This is a genomic window from Streptomyces sp. NPDC003720, from assembly GCF_042875075.1.
Classification (GTDB): domain Bacteria; phylum Actinomycetota; class Actinomycetes; order Streptomycetales; family Streptomycetaceae; genus Streptomyces.
Window position 1 is genome coordinate 159,257 of record NZ_JBIANZ010000005.1, and the last position, 16,051, is coordinate 175,307.

General features: G+C 74.5%; 14 protein-coding genes. 5 read left to right on the top strand and 9 right to left on the bottom strand.

Annotation, left to right across the window (positions count from 1 at the left end):
• Positions 1 to 3 precede the first annotated feature (3 nt).
• Positions 4 to 1,320, bottom strand: coding sequence for an MFS transporter (locus tag ACFYU0_RS15280; protein ID WP_389301162.1), 1,317 nt, complete (start codon positions 1,318 to 1,320; stop codon positions 4 to 6).
• A gap of 181 nt (positions 1,321 to 1,501) precedes the next feature.
• Between ACFYU0_RS15280 and ACFYU0_RS15285 the strand changes: the two genes are divergently transcribed.
• Complete coding sequence (locus ACFYU0_RS15285) at positions 1,502 to 4,180, top strand: ATP-binding protein (RefSeq protein WP_389301165.1); 2,679 nt, start codon at positions 1,502 to 1,504, stop codon at positions 4,178 to 4,180.
• A 102-nt stretch (positions 4,181 to 4,282) separates the two neighbouring features.
• On the opposite strand, the gene pcaD is transcribed toward ACFYU0_RS15285, so the two are convergent.
• Genes pcaD through ACFYU0_RS15315 form a run of 6 tightly spaced genes read right to left on the bottom strand, consistent with a single transcriptional unit; the run spans position 4,283 to position 9,594 of the window.
• The gene (pcaD, locus tag ACFYU0_RS15290) at positions 4,283 to 5,404 is read right to left on the bottom strand and encodes a 3-oxoadipate enol-lactonase (RefSeq protein ID WP_389301166.1); all 1,122 of its coding nucleotides are present in this window, start codon (positions 5,402 to 5,404) and stop codon (positions 4,283 to 4,285) included.
• The gene (gene pcaB, locus ACFYU0_RS15295; protein WP_389301168.1) at positions 5,401 to 6,759 is read right to left on the bottom strand and encodes a 3-carboxy-cis,cis-muconate cycloisomerase; all 1,359 of its coding nucleotides are present in this window, start codon (positions 6,757 to 6,759) and stop codon (positions 5,401 to 5,403) included. The genes pcaD and pcaB overlap by 4 nt, the downstream gene beginning before the upstream one ends.
• Positions 6,756 to 7,358, bottom strand: a complete 603-nt coding sequence (pcaG, locus tag ACFYU0_RS15300) for a protocatechuate 3,4-dioxygenase subunit alpha (protein ID WP_389301171.1) — start codon at positions 7,356 to 7,358, stop codon at positions 6,756 to 6,758. The genes pcaB and pcaG overlap by 4 nt, the downstream gene beginning before the upstream one ends.
• An 8-nt stretch (positions 7,359 to 7,366) precedes the next feature.
• Positions 7,367 to 8,140, bottom strand: a complete 774-nt coding sequence (gene pcaH / locus ACFYU0_RS15305) for a protocatechuate 3,4-dioxygenase subunit beta (protein ID WP_351668196.1) — start codon at positions 8,138 to 8,140, stop codon at positions 7,367 to 7,369.
• A 54-nt stretch (positions 8,141 to 8,194) separates the two neighbouring features.
• Positions 8,195 to 8,839 (bottom strand): CoA transferase subunit B, encoded by a 645-nt coding sequence (locus ACFYU0_RS15310; RefSeq protein WP_351668198.1) that lies wholly within the window; start codon positions 8,837 to 8,839, stop codon positions 8,195 to 8,197.
• A complete protein-coding gene (locus ACFYU0_RS15315; RefSeq protein ID WP_389301176.1) occupies positions 8,839 to 9,594 on the bottom strand; it encodes a CoA transferase subunit A in 756 nt (251 codons plus the stop codon). The genes ACFYU0_RS15310 and ACFYU0_RS15315 overlap by 1 nt, the downstream gene beginning before the upstream one ends.
• Positions 9,595 to 9,777: 183 nt before the next feature.
• Between ACFYU0_RS15315 and ACFYU0_RS15320 the strand changes: the two genes are divergently transcribed.
• Positions 9,778 to 10,245 carry a MarR family transcriptional regulator gene (locus ACFYU0_RS15320; protein ID WP_351668202.1) on the top strand — a complete coding sequence of 156 codons (468 nt, stop codon included), beginning with the start codon at positions 9,778 to 9,780 and terminating at the stop codon, positions 10,243 to 10,245.
• Positions 10,246 to 10,254: 9 nt separating this feature from the next.
• Here ACFYU0_RS15320 and ACFYU0_RS15325 read toward each other — a convergent pair whose 3' ends face one another.
• Entirely contained in the window at positions 10,255 to 11,253 is a 999-nt protein-coding gene (locus ACFYU0_RS15325) for a DUF3048 domain-containing protein (RefSeq protein ID WP_389301909.1), read from the bottom strand.
• Positions 11,254 to 11,497: 244 nt separating this feature from the next.
• On the opposite strand from ACFYU0_RS15325, the gene ACFYU0_RS15330 reads away from it, so the two are divergent.
• Positions 11,498 to 12,688 carry a zinc-dependent alcohol dehydrogenase gene (locus ACFYU0_RS15330; RefSeq protein ID WP_351668204.1) on the top strand — a complete coding sequence of 397 codons (1,191 nt, stop codon included), beginning with the start codon at positions 11,498 to 11,500 and terminating at the stop codon, positions 12,686 to 12,688.
• A 13-nt stretch (positions 12,689 to 12,701) separates the two neighbouring features.
• Here ACFYU0_RS15330 and ACFYU0_RS15335 read toward each other — a convergent pair whose 3' ends face one another.
• Positions 12,702 to 13,781, bottom strand: coding sequence for an ATP-dependent DNA ligase (locus tag ACFYU0_RS15335; protein ID WP_389301181.1), 1,080 nt, complete (start codon positions 13,779 to 13,781; stop codon positions 12,702 to 12,704).
• 74 nt (positions 13,782 to 13,855) lie between these two features.
• Between ACFYU0_RS15335 and ligD the strand changes: the two genes are divergently transcribed.
• Both ligD and ACFYU0_RS15345 read left to right on the top strand, forming a co-directional pair.
• Positions 13,856 to 14,875 carry a non-homologous end-joining DNA ligase gene (gene ligD / locus ACFYU0_RS15340; RefSeq protein ID WP_351668208.1) on the top strand — a complete coding sequence of 340 codons (1,020 nt, stop codon included), beginning with the start codon at positions 13,856 to 13,858 and terminating at the stop codon, positions 14,873 to 14,875.
• A 109-nt stretch (positions 14,876 to 14,984) separates the two neighbouring features.
• Positions 14,985 to 16,031, top strand: a complete 1,047-nt coding sequence (locus ACFYU0_RS15345) for a LacI family DNA-binding transcriptional regulator (RefSeq protein WP_351668210.1) — start codon at positions 14,985 to 14,987, stop codon at positions 16,029 to 16,031.
• Positions 16,032 to 16,051 lie beyond the last annotated feature (20 nt).

A 16,051-nucleotide genomic window follows, 5' to 3' on the forward strand; every position in this document is an offset into this window, starting at 1 on the left:
CGCTCAACCCGCCTTTCCCGAGGGCCGCCACAGCAGCGCCGGCACGCTGAGCGCGCAGGCCGCCGCCGCGTAGTAGGCGGGCACGTCCGGATTCCCGGTGCGCCGCACCGCCTCCGTGATGATCAGCCCCGCGCAGCCGGAGAACACCGCGTTGGACAGGGAGTGGGCGAGCCCCAGACCGGTCCAGCGCACCCGGGCCGGGAACTGCTCGGCCAGCAGGGCGGGTCCCGGCCCGGCCATCAGGCCCACCACCGCGCCGGCGGCCGCCACGGCGGCGCCTCGCACCGGGCCGGCGGCGCCGGGGTCCTGCAGCAGGTCGAACAGGGGCACCGCGATGACGACGACCAGCACCGCCCCGGTCAGCATCACCGGCCGCCGCCCGATCCGGTCGCTCAGCAGGCCCGCCGGGAGGATCGCGGCGGCGAACCCGGCGACCGCCGGCACGGTGGCCACCAGCGCCTGCCGGACGTCCGTGTGCAGCGCGGACTGGAGGTACGAGGGCAGGACGACGAGGAACGTGTATCCGGCCGCCGCCCAGCCCATGATCCGGCCGGCGCCCAGCAGCACCGTCCCCGCCACCGCCCGGCCGCCGTCCGCCACGGCCGGCGCGCGGCCCCGCGCCCGGAACTCCGGCGTCTCCTCGAGGCCGGTCCGCAGCCACAGCGCGAGCAGTCCCAGCGGCAGTGACAGCAGGAACGGCAACCGCCAGCCCCAGTCGGCGAGCTGGGCCCCGGTGAGCACCGAGGCCGTGGCCGCCGCGACCGACGTCCCGGCCAGCAGGCCCAGCGCCACGGTGAACGACTGCCACGCGCCGTACAGGCCACGCCGGCCCGGCGGGGCGTGCTCCGTCAGCACGGCCACGGCCCCGCCGAACTCGCCGCCCGCCGACAGGCCCTGAACGGCCCTCAGGAAGGTCAGCAGCCAGGGCGCCAGGGCGCCCGCCGTGGCGTACGTGGGCAGCACGCCGATCAGCGTCGTGGCGGCCGTCATCAGCGTGATCACCGCGATCAGCACCGGCCGCCGCCCCAGCCGGTCGCCCAGCCGGCCGAACAGCGCGGCGCCGAGCGGGCGGAAGAAGAACGCCAGCGCGAAGGAGGCGTACGTCCGCACCAGCCCCTCGGCCGCGCTCCCGCCTGCCGGGGTGAAGAACCGCTCGGCGAGCACCGTGGCGAGGGCGCCGTAGACACCGAACTCGTACCACTCCACGAGGTTGCCCACCGATCCCGCCGCCACCGCCCGCACCACCCGCCTCCGGGGCGCCGCGGGGTCGGGCGTCCCCGGCGCCCCGTGATCACCGGGTACTTCGGAAAGCTGCTTCATGCACAGTCCTGTTGACGGTCCGTCCGCTGAACACCGGCTGGTCGGGCCGGGTGCGCGTCGCCCGGCCGCGACTTTCCTCACCCGGCGGGGCAACACGTGCGCCGACCGGTCACCACACATCCCACCGGACGGCTACGCTCGGGGTCTGTACGTCATTCGGGCGACCCGGGGAGGTAACGGGATGACGGAGGGACGGCCGCCGGCGACCGGCTCGGCTCCCCTGTGGGAGCGGGACACGGAGATCGCCACGGTCACACAGGCGCTCGACGCCCTGTGCGCCGACCGGTCGTCCGCGGGCAGCCTGCTCGTCCTCCGGGGCGAGGCCGGCCTCGGCAAGACCGCGCTGCTGAACGAGACCCGCCGGATGGCCGAACGCCGCGGCTGCACCGTGTGGTCCGCCCGGGGCGGCGAGACGCTCAGGTCGGTCCCGTTCAACGTGGTACGGCAGTTGCTGCAGCCCGCGCTGGTCTCCCTGCTGCCCGGAGAGGCCCGGGACTACCTGGGCGACTGGTACGACATAGCCGGCCCCGCCCTCGGCATAGTGGATCCCCACGAGGGCACCGCCGACCCGCAGTACGTGTGCGACGGACTCGTCGCGGCCGTACGCCGGCTCGCCCGCCGCGAGTGGCCGCTGGTCCTGCTCGTCGACGACGCGCACTGGGCCGACCAGGAGACCCTGCGCTGGCTCTCCGGCTTCGCCGAACGCCTCGACGACCTGTCCGTGCTGGTCGTGGTCGCCCGCCGCCCCGGCGGGGTGACCGGCGAGGGCGCCCGGCACCTCGACGCGGTCGCCGCCGCGGCCCGCCCCGTCAACCTCAGCGCCCTCACCCCGGACGCCACCGCCGGCATCACCCGCGCCACCGTCGGGCGGCACGCCGACGACCCGTTCTGCCGCGAGGTCTGGGCCGTCACCGGCGGCAACCCCTACGACACCGTCGAACTCCTGGCCAAGGTGCGGGACAGCGAGGTCCAGCCGGTCGAGGGCCGGGCCGGCGAACTGCGCGCCCTGAACCGCTCGGCCCGCGGCGGCGGCCTCGTCGACCGGCTCAAGGGGCTCGGCATCGAGGCCACCCGGTTCGCCTGGGCGGCCGCCATCCTCGGCACCGGCATCTCCGTCGACCTCGTCGCCCGGCTCGCCGGCATGAGCCCCGAAGTCGCCCACGGCTGCGCCGAACTGCTGGGCAACGCCCGTATCCTCACTGCGCCCGACCTCGTGGCCGGCGCCGACTCCGGCGACGGCGAGCTGGAGTTCGTCCACCCGCTGATCGCCTCCGCCGTGTACGACTCCATCCCGGCCGGCGTGTGCACCGCGATGCACGGGGTCGCCGCGCAGATCCTCACCGAGACCGGACACGGCGCGGCCGAGGCCTCCCGGCACCTGCTGAAGGTGCACCCGGACGACGACGAGGAACTCGTCGAACAGCTCCGCGAGGCGGCCCGCGAGCACCTGGCCGTCGGCGCGCCGGACGCGGCCCGTCGCTGTCTCGAACGCGCCCTGCGCGAGCCGCCGCGCCCCGAGGCCCACGCCCACGTGCTCTACGAACTGGGCCGGGCCACCCTGCTGACCGCGCCCGCCGTCACCGTCGAGCACCTGCGCAGCGCCCTCGCCATGCCCGGTCTGGACGAAGGGCAGCGGGTCGACGCCGTCGTCCGGCTCTCCCAGGCGCTGCTGCACAACGACGAGCTGGAGGACGCCGTCCGCACCGTGGAGGCCGAGGCCGCCCGGCACCCGGCGTCCCCGGTGCGGATGCGGCTGCAGGCCGTGCAGTTCATGTGGGAGGGCATCCACGGCGAGACCGTCTCCCAGGAACGGTCCCGGCGCCTGGCCGAACTGGCCGCCACCTGCACCGGCCGCGACAACTCAGAACGCGCCCTGCTGATCCTGCGCGGCTTCGACGCCATGACCCACGGCGAGAGCGCCGAGGAGGTCGTCCAGTCCTGCGACCGTGCCCTGGTCAACGGCCGCCTGGCGCCCGGGCTCGGCTGGACCGACGGCGAGTGGGGCATCGAGCTGCTGATGATGCTCGGCAGCGCGTACGCCTACGCCGACCGGCTCGACCGCGCCGAGAGCCTCTTCGCCGAGGCCCTGCGCGCCTACACCGGCGCCGGCTGGCGTGGCGGCCACCTCTCCTTGGCCAACGCGTTCCTGGGGCTCGCCTACCGCAGGCAGGGCCGGCTGCGCGACGCCGAGACCGCGCTGCGCGAGGCGCTGGTGCTCGCCGAGCGCGTCGGCCGCGGCCTGCCGCTGTACTGGTCCGCGACCTGCGGGCTGGTCGACACCCTGCTGGCCCGGGGCGACGTCGAGGAGGCCTGGTCGATCGCCGGGCGGTACGGCTTCGCCCCGCCCTATCCGTCCACCATCGTGCTGCCCGACATCCGCTCCGTGCGCGGCCGGCTGCTGCTCGCCGTCGGCCGCACCGAGGACGGCGTCAACGAACTGGAGGCCGCGGAGAAGACCGCCGCCTCCCGCGGCGGCCACAACCCGGTCCTCGCCCCCTGGTCCCTCGACCTCGCCAGGGCCCTGGCCGTGCAGGACCCGGCGCGCGCCGCCCGGCTCGCCGCGGACGCCCGCCGGCAGGCCGAGCGGTTCGGCACCGACACCGCCATCGGCGAGGCCCTGCGGTTGTCGGCCGCCCTGGAGACCGGCCAGCGCGCGGTGCGCCTCGCCGCCCGGGCCGTCGCCTACCTGGAGGCCTCGCCCTGCCAGTACGAGCACGCGGCGGCCCGGGTCGAGTACGGCATCGCGACCCGTTCGGTCGCGGAACTCGAACGCGGCCTCACCCTGGCCCGTTCCTGCGGAGCGGACGGCCTGGCGGCACAGGCCCGGGAGATGCTGGAGACGGCGCGCGGGCTGCGCTGAGACGCGGTGCGTCAGGGGTTTGCCGGCCGGCGCCGGCGCGGGAGCGGCAGGGCGTTGCCTCCCTGTACCTGTACCCGTAACACCCGCACCGGCCCGGGGCCGTCAGGGCGTCTCCTCCTCGGACAGCACTCGCTGGGCCGTGGCGAAGGCCGAGTTGGCCGCCGGGACCCCGCAGTACACGGCGGTCTGCAGCAGTACCGCGCCGATCTCGTCCGGTGTCAGCCCGTTGCGCCGGGCCGCCCGGACGTGCATGGCCAGCTCGTCGTAGTGGCCGTGGGCGACCAGCGCGGTCAGCGTGATCATGCTGCGCTCGCGCCGGGACAGCGTCGGATCGGTCCAGATCTCGCCCCAGGCGTAGCGGGAGATGAAGTCCTGGAACCGCGCGGTGAACGGGGTCTGCCGGGCCTGCGCCCGGTCCACGTGCGCATCGCCCAGCACCTCGCGGCGCACCGCCATCCCGCTCGCCGGAGTCCCGTCGAGCTGGGTGCGCAGGGCGGCGACGACGGCCCGCGGGACCTGCGCGGGCGCCAGGTGCGAGGCGCCGGGCAGTTCGAGGAGCGTGGCGCCGGGCACCGCGTCCGCGATCTCCCGCAGATGCGCCGGAGGCGTCGCGGGGTCCTCCCGGCCCGCGACGAGCAGCGTCGGCACGGTGATCCCGGCGAGCCGGTCGCGCAGGTCGAAGGCGGCCAGCGCGTCGCAGCAGGCCGCGTAGCCCCCGGGGTCGGCCTCCCGGTGGTCCCGCACCAGCCGGGGCACGGTGAAGCCGGGCGTGAACCAGCGCGCGTCGGCGCTCTCCACCAGCCACTCGAGGCCTTCCCGGCGCACCCGTTCGGCCCGCTCCCGCCAGGGGGCGGCGCCGCCGAAGTGCGCGGAGGAGCAGACGACCGCGAGCGAGGTGAGCCGTTCCGGATGGTGCGCGGCCAACTGCAGGCCGACCGCCCCGCCGATCGACACTCCCGCGTAGGCGAACCGTTCGATGCCGAGCGCGTCGGCGAGCGACAGCACGAGGGCGGCGAGGTCGCCGACGGTGGCGCCCGGCCCGATCAGGTCCGCCGCCGAACCGCCGTGGCCGGGCAGGTCCCAGCGGACCACCCGGTGGCCGGTGGACAACTCGGGCGCGACCGCGTCCCACAGCGCGTACGAGGTGCCGAGCGACGGCCCGAGCAGCAGCGGGGGAGCGGACGCGGGTCCTTCGTCGAGGTGGTTGAGGAGGTGCAGGGTCAACGACGCTCCAGGGCCTGGTCGGTGAGGGCACCGGCGAAGCCGGTGTAGCGGGCGGGGTCGGTGAGGTCGTCCAGGTCGACCTCCTTCAACTCGGGTACTTCGGCGAGTAGTTCACGAAGCGGGCGGTCCTCGTCGTGGGCGCGGCGGGCCAGTTCGGTGAGCAGCTCCTTGGCCGGGGCCCGGCCGAGCACGGGCGCCAGCGCGGCGGAGAGCCGTTCGGAGACGATCAGCCCCCGGGTGATGTGGAGGTTCCGGCGCATCGCCGCGGGGTGCACCCGCAGCTCCTCGGCCAGCCCCGCCGCGTCCGCGGCGGCGCCGCCCACCAGCCGGAGCAGGTCGCGCAGCGGCTCCCACTCGGCGTGCCAGGCGCCGGCCGGCCGTTCGTCCTCGGCGGCGAGCGAGCCGTACAGGGTGGCCGCGAGCTGCGGGGCGCGCCGGGCGGCGGCCGCGACGAGCGTCGAGCGCACCGGGTTCGCCTTGTGCGGCATGGCCGACGAGCCGCCCCCGCTGCCCTCGCTCACCTCGCCGGTCTCCGTGCGCGACGACGTCAGCACGTCCACGGCGAGTTTGCCCAGCGCCCCCGCCGTGAAGGCCAGGCAGCCGGCCAGGTCGGCGACCGGCGTGCGCAGCGTGTGCCAGGGCAACGGCGGCGCGGCCAGGCCGAGTTCGCGGGCGTAGGCTCGGATGAGCTGGTGCGGGTCGCCGGCGCCGTAGGCGCGGAACGCCGCCAGGGTTCCGGCGGCGCCCCCGAGCTGGACGGGGAGCGCGTCCCGTACCCGGCGCACGCGGTCGCGGGCGTCCAGCACCAGCGAGCGCCAGCCGGCCGCCTTCAGCCCGAACGTGGTGGGCACCGCGTGCTGGGTGAGGGTCCGTCCGGGCATCGGCGTGTCCCGGTGGTCCGCGGCGAGGCGGGCCAGCGCACGCTCGGTCCGGCCGAGGTCGTCGAGGACCGGGTCCAGGGTGCGCGCGGCGACCAGCATCGTCGCCGTGTCCATGATGTCCTGGCTGGTGGCGCCCCGGTGCACGTACGGGCCGTGCTCCTCGCCCGCCGCCTTCGTCAGGTCGGCGACCAGCGGGATGACCGGGTTGCCCCCGCCGCGGGCCCGTTCGGCGAGCGAGCGGACGTCGAAGCGGCCGGAGCCGGCCGCCTGCGTCACCGCGGCGGCGGCCGCCGCCGGGGCGAGACCGAGCGCGGCCAGGGCGCGGGTGAGGGCCGCCTCGGCGTCGAGCAGGGCGCGCAGATAGGCGGTGTCGCCGGTCGCGGCGGCGGCCGCCGTGCCGGCCCACCCGGGTGCGAGCAGACCGGTGTCACCGTCCTGCGGCGGCGCCGGGCGTCCGGCGGCCGGGGAAGTCACCGGAACTCCAGGAAGACCGTCTCGCCCTCGCCCTGGAGGCGGATGTCGAAGCGGTAGGTCCCGGCGCCCTCGTCCCCGGCGATCAGCGTGCCGCGCCGGTCGCCCACCCGGGCGAGCAGCGGATCGGCGGCCAGCGCCGCCTCGTCGCCCGGCAGGTAGATCCGGGTGAACAGGTGGACGAGCAGGCCGCGCGCGAACACGCACACGCTCAGGTACGGGGCACTGCCCCCGCGCGCGCCCGGCCGCAGCGTCCGCGCGTACCAGTGGCCGTCCGCGTCGGTCTGGATGCGCCCCCAGCCGGTGAACTCCACGCCGTTGCGCCCCAGGTGGCCGCCGGTCGCCGGGTCCCGCCGCATGGAGCCGTCCACCCGCGGGACGGTGCCGTCGGGGCGCGGCCCCCACAGCTCGACCAGCGCGTCGGGCACCGGCTTCCCCTCGCCGTCGAGGACGTGGCCGTGCACGGTGACGGTGTCGGGGTGCCCGAGCGGGGCGATGTCCTCGCCGCCGCGGAAGGGCAGCGCGTACCCGTAGAACGGGCCGACCGTGTGGGACGGGGTGGGCAGCACGTTCTCCGGGCTGCCGGTGTCGGTCTGCGTCATCGCTGCGGTCAGCGTCCTTCCTCGATCCAGGTGGCGGCGGGGCCGTCCAGCACGATGTCCCAGTGGTAGCCGAGGGAGAACTCGGGCACCGACAGGCCGTGGTCGTAGGTGGCGATCAGCCGCTGCCGCGCCGCGTCGTCCGTCACGGACTGCAGGATCGGGTCGTACGGGAAGAGCGGGTCGTTCGGGAAGTACATCTGCGTCACCAGTCGCTGCGTGAACGCCGCGCCGAACACCGAGAAGTGGATGTGCGCCGGACGCCAGGCGTTGAGGTGGTTGCGCCACGGGTACGGGCCGGGCTGGACGGTGGTGAAGTGGTACCGGCCCTCGGCGTCGGTGAGGGTGCGGCCGAAGCCCGTGAAGTTGGGGTCGAGCGGGGCGTCGTGCTGCTCACGCTGATGGGCGTACCGTCCGGCCGAGTTGGCCTGCCAGATCTCCACGAGCTGGCCGCGCACCGGCCGCCCGTGACGGTCCAGCAGCCGGCCGGAGACGGTGATGCGCTCGCCGACCGGCTCGCCCCGGTGATGCCGGGTGAGGTCGTTGTCGACCGCGGTGATGTCGCGCTCCCCGAAGGCGGGGGAGCGCAGTTCCACCAGCTCGGGGTCCTGCGCCGTGTCGATGGCGACCAGCGGCTGTGCGGGGTGGCGGAGCACCGACGAGCGGTAGGGCGCGTAGTCCCGGCGCGGATGGTGCTCGACGGGGGCGCCGTCGGCGACCCGCTTCTCGTACGCGGCGTGCTCGGCCGCGATCTCCTGGTCGATGTCCTGCTGGGTGAGAGTCATCGTGATTCCTGGCGTTTTCTTGGCGATCGAGGACGGAAGTGGTGTCGACGGCCTTCACAGCAGGCTCTGCGCGACGGTCAGCTCGGCGTCGGTGCGGGCGGCCACATCGTCGACGCTCACGCCGGGCGCGGTCTCCACGAGGGTCAGCCCCTCCTCGGTGACGTCCAGGACACCCAGGTCGGTGATGATCCGGTTCACACAGGCCTTGCCCGTGAGCGGCAGCGTGCACTGCTTGAGGATCTTCGGGGACCCGTCTTTGGCGGTGTGCGTCATGACGACGACGACCGTCCGGGCGCCGTGCACCAGGTCCATGGCGCCGCCGATGCCGGTGACCAGCTTGCCCGGGACCGCCCAGTTGGCGAGGTCGCCACCCGCGGACACCTGCATCGCGCCGAGCACGGCCACGTCGATGTGACCGCCGCGGATCATCGCGAACGACAGCGCCGAGTCGAAGAAGGAGGCGCCCGGCAGCACCGTCACGGTCTCCTTGCCCGCGTTGATCAGGTCCGGGTCGACCTCGTCGTCGGCCGGGTACGGTCCCGTGCCGAGGATGCCGTTCTCCGACTCCAGCACCACCTCGACGCCGGGCGGCAGATGGTTGGGGATCAGCGTCGGCAGGCCGATGCCGAGGTTGACGTACTGGCCGTCCCTGAGTTCGCGGGCCGCGCGGGCGGCCATCTCCTCGCGTGTCCAGGCCATCAGGAGCTCACCGTCCGCCGCTCGATCATCTTGTCCGCCGCCTGCTCGGGGGTCAGCGGCAGCACGCGCCGCACGAAGACGCCGGGCACGTGCACCGCGTCCGGGTCGATCTCCCCGGGCTCCACCAGTTCCTCCACCTCGGCGACGGTCACCCGCCCGGCCATCGCGGCCAGGGGGTTGAAGTTCCGGGCGGACCTGTTGAAGACGAGGTTGCCGTGCCGGTCGCCCCGCGCGGCGCGCACCAGCGCGAAGTCGGTGCGGATGCCGCGCTCCAGCACGTACTCCACGCCGTCGAACTCCCGCACCTCCTTCGGCGGCGAGGCGAGCGCGACCCCGCCCGAGCCGTCGTACCGCCAGGGCAGCCCGCCGTCGGCGACCTGGGTGCCCACGCCCGCCGGGGTGTAGAACGCGGGGATGCCGACGCCGCCCGCGCGCAGCCGCTCGGCGAGGGTGCCCTGCGGGATCAGTTCGACCTCCAGCTCACCGGCCAGGTACTGGCGGGCGAACTCCTTGTTGGCGCCGATGTAGGAGCCGGTCACCCGGGCGATCCGGCCGGCCGCCAGCAGCACCGCGAGGCCGGAGTCCATCGCCCCGCAGTTGTTCGACACGACGCCCAGGCCGGTCGTGCCGCGCTCGTACAGCGCCTGGATCAGTACGTTCGGCACACCGCTCAGCCCGAAGCCGCCGACCGCGAGGGACGCGCCGTCCGGCACGTCGGCCACCGCCTCGGCGGCCGTGGCGACCACCTTGTCCATCCGTGAAGCCCCATCTCCGCGCAATTAGTCAGCGCACTGAGTATTTCGACGAGATGCCGCTCACGCTGCCACCGGTCGCGTGAACCGTCAAGAGCTGGCAGAACCGCACGGCTCACCCGCAGACAGCGGGGACATCCAAGGGTATTGTTCAGTGCACCTACGATTCTTGATCAGGGAGCGCACATGGCCGCGGTGGACCTCACCACCCATCCCGGACACCTGGCCCGGCGGCTCCAGCAGGCGCACTACCTGCTGTGGAACACGATGGTCTCGGAGGAGATCACCTCGCCCCAGTTCGCGGTCCTGAACGCGCTCGTCGCCGAGCCGGGTCTCGACCAGCGGACGGTGGGGGAGCGGGTGGGCCTGGACCGGTCGACCATCGCCGAGGTCATCAGCCGGCTCGGCCGCCGCGGGCTGCTGGACAAGGTGCGCGACCCGCAGGACGGCCGCCGCTTCCTGCTCCGCCTCACCGACGACGGACTGCGCACCCACCGCAGGCTGACCGTGCGCACCGCCCGGATGAACCAGGTCTTCCTCGCCCCGCTGACCGCCGAGGAGCGGACCGTGTTCTTCGACCTGATCCGCCGGGTCGCGGACGCCACCGAGGAGCTGCGCAACCCGGCGGAGCCGCCGGCCCTCCAGCAGGGCTGACGCCACCGGTCAGCCGGAGGCGGCGGCGAACACCACCCACACCTGCCCGGCGGCGAAGTTCATCCGGCCGCCGTCCGCCGTCGTGAACCGCGTGCCGTCCGCCGCGGCCCGCCGGGACCACCGCGCCTCGAAGGACCGCCCGTCCCGCAGCACCTCGGCTCTGCCCGAGCCGACCGTCTCGGTGTACGGCGTGTGGTTGCCGAGCACGTCGTGGTACTTCGAGGAGCGGATCCGCACGTACTGGACGACCACGGTCGGCGGCGCCGGGCGGCCGCCGTCCGTCGTCGTCGCGGGCGCGCCGTCCATCGCGACCAGCCAGCCGCCCCGGCCCTCGGACCAGGTGAAGGTGAAGCGGGCCGCCGGGTAGCGCACGGTATGCGTGGTGGTGGGCGAGCCGCCGGAGGGCGCGGGACCGTACCGGAACCCCGTGGTCAGGGCGGCGCGGCCCGGCGCGGAGGACAGCAGCCGGGCGGGGCGCAGATAGAGGTTGTGCGGCGCGGCCCGGCCGGCGCCCCGGTAGTACGCGCCGGCCGCGTCGTCCGGCGACTCGGCGCGCAGCGGCGCCCGACCGATCAGCGGCAGCAGTTTGCGCTGGGCGCCCGAGTAGGCCAGCGTCGGCTCGTGGAACTGGCGCAGCAGTTCCAGGTCGGACTCGCGGGCGCTGCGCACCGGCCCGACCGACTTGGGCAGCCGGGTGGCGTACACCGCCATCAGCCGGCTCAGACCGCCCTCGACCTGCTCCGCGTACACCACGTCGGCCGCGCCGAGCCCGGTCTGCGGGCGCGCGGCGGACACGTTGTCGATCTTCACGGTGAGCGGTGATCCGGCGACCGGCGCGGGTGTGCGGGCGGGCGTGGGGGAGGCGCTCGGCGTAGGGGTCCGCGCCGGGGCGCGGGCGTCGTCGGCCGGCTGGTGCCGGGTGCAGCCCGCCGTGAGCGATGCCGCCGCCGTGACGGCGATCAGTGCCGCCGTCAGCGGGGCACGGCGCGTGCGCGCCCCCTGTCGCATTCCCACCGTCGTCTCCCCGTTCGTATGGCTCGATTGTGTGCCCGCGGGCACAGTTCGGGCCATACCCGGTCGGCCGGTTCCGCGCGCGTGCGCTGGGCCGAACGGGCCCCTGGCGCAACCCCGGCGGGCGGCGGGAGAAGCGGAGCGGGTGATTCACACGGTCCCGCGCGGGTACCCGGCGTCCACCCCAAACCGGACGCGCCGGGGCGAACCGGCGCGCACGCGAGCAAGGGAGCGCTACCCCATGAAGGCAGTCACCTGGCAGGGCAGGCGGGACGTGCGGGTGGAGGACGTGCCCGACCCGCGGATCGAGGAGCCCACCGACGCGATCATCCGCATCACGTCCAGTGGTCTGTGCGGTTCGGACCTGCATCTGTACGAGGTGCTCACCCCGTTCATGACGCCGGGTGACATCCTCGGACACGAACCGATGGGCATCGTCGAGGAGGTGGGGGCGGCCGTGCCCGACCTCTCGGTGGGCGACCGGGTCGTGGTGCCCTTCCAGATCGCCTGCGGCAACTGCTGGATGTGTCTCACCGGGCTGCCGACCCAGTGCGAGACCACCCAGGTCACCGGCGAGCACATGGGCGCCCCCCTGTTCGGCTACACCCGGCTGTACGGCGCGGTGCCCGGCGCGCAGGCCGAGTACCTGCGCGTCCCGCAGGCCCAGTTCGGGCCGATGAAGGTGCCCGAGGGCCCGCCGGACGACCGGTTCGTGTACCTCTCCGACGTGCTGCCCACCGCCTGGCAGGCGGTCGAGTACGCCTCCGTCCCGCCGGGCGGCTCCGTCGCCGTGCTCGGGCTCGGTCCCATCGGCGACATGGCCTGCCGCATCGCGATGGCCCGGGGCGCCGAGCAGGTCTTCGGCATCGACCTGGTGCCGGAGCGGCTGGCCCGGGCCAAGCGGCGCGGCACCCGGACGTACGACCTCAGGGCCTTCGACCACGAGAAGGAACTCATCGAGGCGATCCGCGACGAGACCGGCGGCCGGGGCCCGGACGCCGTGATCGACGCCGTCGGCACCGAGGCCCACGGCGGCGCGGCCGCGAAGCTCGTCCAGACGGCCGCCGCCGTGATGCCGCGCAAGCTCAGCGCGCCCATCGCCGAACGCTTCAGCGTCGACCGGCTCTCCGCCCTGTACATGGCCATCGAACTGGTCCGGCGCGGCGGCACCATCTCACTCAGCGGCGTGTACGGCGGCATGGCCGACCCGATGCCGATGCTCACCATGTTCGACAAGCAGATCCAGATGCGCATGGGCCAGGCCAACGTGCGGCGTTGGAGCGACCAGATCATGCCCTACCTGACGGACGAGGACCCGCTCGGCGTCGACGACTTCGCCACCCACCGGGTGCCGCTGTCCGAAGCCCCGCACGCCTACGAGATGTTCCAGCACAAGCAGGACGGCGCCATCAAGATCCTCATGCAGCCGTAGGGTCAGACAGGCCCTAGGGGGCGCCGCCCCCGGTGCCCAGGATCTCCGCCAGGTCGTAGCGCACCGGCTCCTCGAGCTGGGCGTAGGTGCAGCTCTCCGGGGTGCGGTCCGGGCGCCAGCGCCGGAACCGCGCCGTGTGCCGGAAGCGGGCGCCGTTCTCCATGTGGTCGTAGGCCACCTCGGCGACCCGCTCCGGCCGCAGCGGCACCCAGGACAGGTCCTTCTTGCCCGACCAGCGGCTCGGCGCCCCCGGCAGCCGGGCCGTCTCGTGCGCCGCCTCCTCCCCCCAGGCCGCCCACGGATGCCCGCTCACGTCGGTCATCCGCAACGGCTCCAGCTCCTCGACCAGTTCGGCGCGCCGCTTCATGGGGAAGGCGGCGGACACGCCCACGTGCTGCAGCGCGCCCCGGTCGTCGTACAGGCCGAGCAGCAGCGAGCCCACCACCGGCCCGCTCTTGTGGAAGCGGTAGCCGGCCACCACCACGTCCGCCGTCCGTTCGTGCTTGATCTTGTACATGGCCCGCTCGTCCTGCAGATAGCGCAGTCCGAGCGGCTTGGCGACGATCCCGTCGAGGCCGGCGCCCTCGTACTGCTCGAACCACCGCCCGGCCACCTCGGCATCGGTCGTCGCGGGCGCCAGGTGGACCGGCGCCGCCACGCCGGCCAGCGCCCCCTCCAGCAGCGCCCGTCGCTCGGTGAGCGGCACGTCCAGCAGCGACCGGTCGTCCAGGGCCAGCAGGTCGAACGCCACGAACGAGGCCGGCGTCCGCTCCGCCAGCGTCCGCACCCGCGAGTCCGCCGGATGGATCCGCTCGGTCAGCGCGTCGAAGTCCAGCCGGCCCTCCCGCGCGATCACGATCTCCCCGTCCAGCACGCACCGCCCGGGCACCCGCTCCTTCAGCGCCGCCACCAGCTCCGGGAAGTACCGCGTCAGCGGCTTGCCGGTGCGGCTGCCCAGCTCGACCTCGTCGCCGTCGCGGAACACGATCGCCCGGAACCCGTCCCACTTCGCCTCGTAGTGCATGCCCGGCGGGATCCTCGCCACCGGCTTGGCGAGCATCGGCTTGACGGGCGGCATCACCGGAAGATCCATGTGTCCGATTCTGCCCGCATACGCAATGCTCCGCCCGGTATGCGCGCTGTGCGGGGTGCGCCTACCGTGGGCGCATGGGTGATGCGGTGGAACTGGAGGTGGCCGGCCGGACCGTACGGCTGTCCAGCCCGGACAAGGTGTTCTTTCCCGAGCGCGGCTTCACCAAGCTGGACCTCGCGCGGTACTACGCCGCCGTCGGCCCCGGCATCCTGCGCGCCCTGCGCGACCGCCCCACCACCCTGGAGCGCTACCCGGACGGCGTCGGCGGCGAGTGGTTCTACCAGAAACGCGCCCCCAAGGGCATGCCCGACTGGATCCCGACCGCCCACATCACCTTTCCCAGCGGCCGCAGCGCCGACGAGATGTGCCCCACCGAGGAGGCCGCCGTGGTGTGGGCCGCCCAGTACGGCACGCTCACCTTCCACCCCTGGCCGGTGCGCCGCGGCGACGTCGACCACCCCGACGAGCTGCGCATCGACCTCGACCCGCAGCCCGGCACCGACTACGCCGACGCCGTCCGCGCCGCCCACGAACTGCGCGCCCTGCTCGACGAGTACGGCGGCCTGCGCGGCTGGCCCAAGACCTCCGGCGGCCGCGGCCTGCACGTCTTCGTCCCCATCGAACCGCGCTGGACCTTCACCCAGGTCCGCCGCGCCGCCATCGCGGTGGGCCGGGAGATGGAGCGCCGGATGCCGGACCGGGTGACCATCAAGTGGTGGAAGGAGGAGCGCGGCGAGCGCATCTTCATCGACTACAACCAGACCGCACGCGACCGCACCATCGCCTCCGCCTACTCCGTACGGCCCCGCCCGCACGCCCCCGTCTCCGCGCCGCTGCGCTGGGAGGAGGTCGGCGAGGCCCAGCCCCGCGACTTCGACCTCGCCACCATGCCGGCGCGTTTCGCGGAACTCGGCGACGTGCACGCCGGGATGGACGACCACGCCTACTCCCTCGAGGCCCTGCTGGAGCTGGCCCGCCGCGACGAGCACGACCACGGCCTGGGCGACCTGCCGTACCCGCCGGAGTACCCGAAGATGCCGGGCGAGCCCAAGCGGGTCCAGCCGAGCCGGGCCCGCCGGGAGCAGGCCTCCTGAAGGACGGGAAGCCGGGCGCGGACGAGTCCCGGCCCGGCCCCGCACCGGCCCGTCCGACCAGCCGGAGCGCGGCTATCCTGATCGTCAGCCGCCGATGAGGAGTCCCGAAGTGACCGAGGCAGTGTCGCGTCCCACGCTGGAGGCCGTGGCCGCGCGGGCCGGGGTGTCCCGGGCCACCGTGTCACGGGTGGTCAACGGCGGGGACGGCGTCCGGGAGCCGCTCGTCGAGCGGGTCCGGCGGGCGGTCGAGGAACTCGGGTACGTGCCCAACCAGGCCGCGCGCAGCCTGGTCACCAAGCGGCACGACGCCATCGCCGTCGTCATCGCCGAGCCCGAGGCCCGGGTGTTCGCCGACCCCTTCTTCGCCCTGCAACTGCGCGGCATCAGCAAGGAACTGACGGCCCACGACAACCAGCTCGTCCTGCTGCTCACCGAGGGCCGCGCCGACCACGCGCGCGTGGCCCGCTACCTCGCCGGGGGCCACGTCGACGGCGCGCTCGTCTTCTCCCTGCACCTCGACGACCCGCTGCCGGCCCTGATCCGCAACGCGGGCGTGCCCACCGTGTTCGGCGGCCGGCCCGACTGGAGCGACGGCGAGGGAGCGCCCGGGCCGGTGTACGTCGACAGCGACAACCGGGGCGGCGCCCGCGCGGCCGTGCGCCATCTCGCGGGCCTCGGCCGGACCCGGATCGCGCACATCACCGGCGCGCTGGACCAGACCTCGGCGGTGGACCGGCTGGACGGCTACCGGGACGTCATGGGCGACGCCGACCCCCGGCTCGTGGTGGAGAGCGACTTCACCCCGGGCGGCGGCGAACAGGCCATGCGGGAACTGCTCGACCGCTGCCCGGACGTGGACGCCGTGTTCGCGGCCAACGACCTCACCGCGCTCGGCGCGCTGCGCGTGCTGCGCGAGCGGGGCCTGCGGGTGCCCGAGGACGTGGCCGTGATCGGCTTCGACGACGTGCTGCCCGTCGCCGAGGAGTGCGACCCGCCGCTGACCACGGTCCGTCAGGACATAGAGGAGATGGGCCGGCTGATGGCCCGGCTGCTGCTCGCCGGCCCCGCCGGCCGGGCCGGCGCGGGGGAGCCGGCGGATCCGCCGGCGGCCGGCGTGGTCCTGCCGACCACGCTGATCCGCCGCGCGTCCGCCTAGGGCCTGTCCGACCATTCCCA

Excerpts from the sequence above, each read along its gene's own strand:
- ACFYU0_RS15310 (WP_351668198.1), bottom strand. The coding sequence starts at position 8,839 with ATGGCCTGGACACGCGAGGAGATGGCCGCCCGCGCGGCCCGCGAACTC.
- ligD (WP_351668208.1), top strand. The coding sequence starts at position 13,856 with ATGGGTGATGCGGTGGAACTGGAGGTGGCCGGCCGGACCGTACGGCTG.
- pcaG (WP_389301171.1), bottom strand. The coding sequence starts at position 7,358 with ATGACGCAGACCGACACCGGCAGCCCGGAGAACGTGCTGCCCACCCCG.
- ACFYU0_RS15320 (WP_351668202.1), top strand. The coding sequence starts at position 9,778 with ATGGCCGCGGTGGACCTCACCACCCATCCCGGACACCTGGCCCGGCGG.
- ACFYU0_RS15330 (WP_351668204.1), top strand. The coding sequence starts at position 11,498 with ATGAAGGCAGTCACCTGGCAGGGCAGGCGGGACGTGCGGGTGGAGGAC.
- ACFYU0_RS15285 (WP_389301165.1), top strand. The coding sequence starts at position 1,502 with ATGACGGAGGGACGGCCGCCGGCGACCGGCTCGGCTCCCCTGTGGGAG.
- ACFYU0_RS15335 (WP_389301181.1), bottom strand. The coding sequence starts at position 13,781 with ATGGATCTTCCGGTGATGCCGCCCGTCAAGCCGATGCTCGCCAAGCCG.
- ACFYU0_RS15280 (WP_389301162.1), bottom strand. The coding sequence starts at position 1,320 with ATGAAGCAGCTTTCCGAAGTACCCGGTGATCACGGGGCGCCGGGGACG.
- ACFYU0_RS15315 (WP_389301176.1), bottom strand. The coding sequence starts at position 9,594 with ATGGACAAGGTGGTCGCCACGGCCGCCGAGGCGGTGGCCGACGTGCCG.
- pcaH (WP_351668196.1), bottom strand. The coding sequence starts at position 8,140 with ATGACTCTCACCCAGCAGGACATCGACCAGGAGATCGCGGCCGAGCAC.
- ACFYU0_RS15325 (WP_389301909.1), bottom strand. The coding sequence starts at position 11,253 with ATGCGACAGGGGGCGCGCACGCGCCGTGCCCCGCTGACGGCGGCACTG.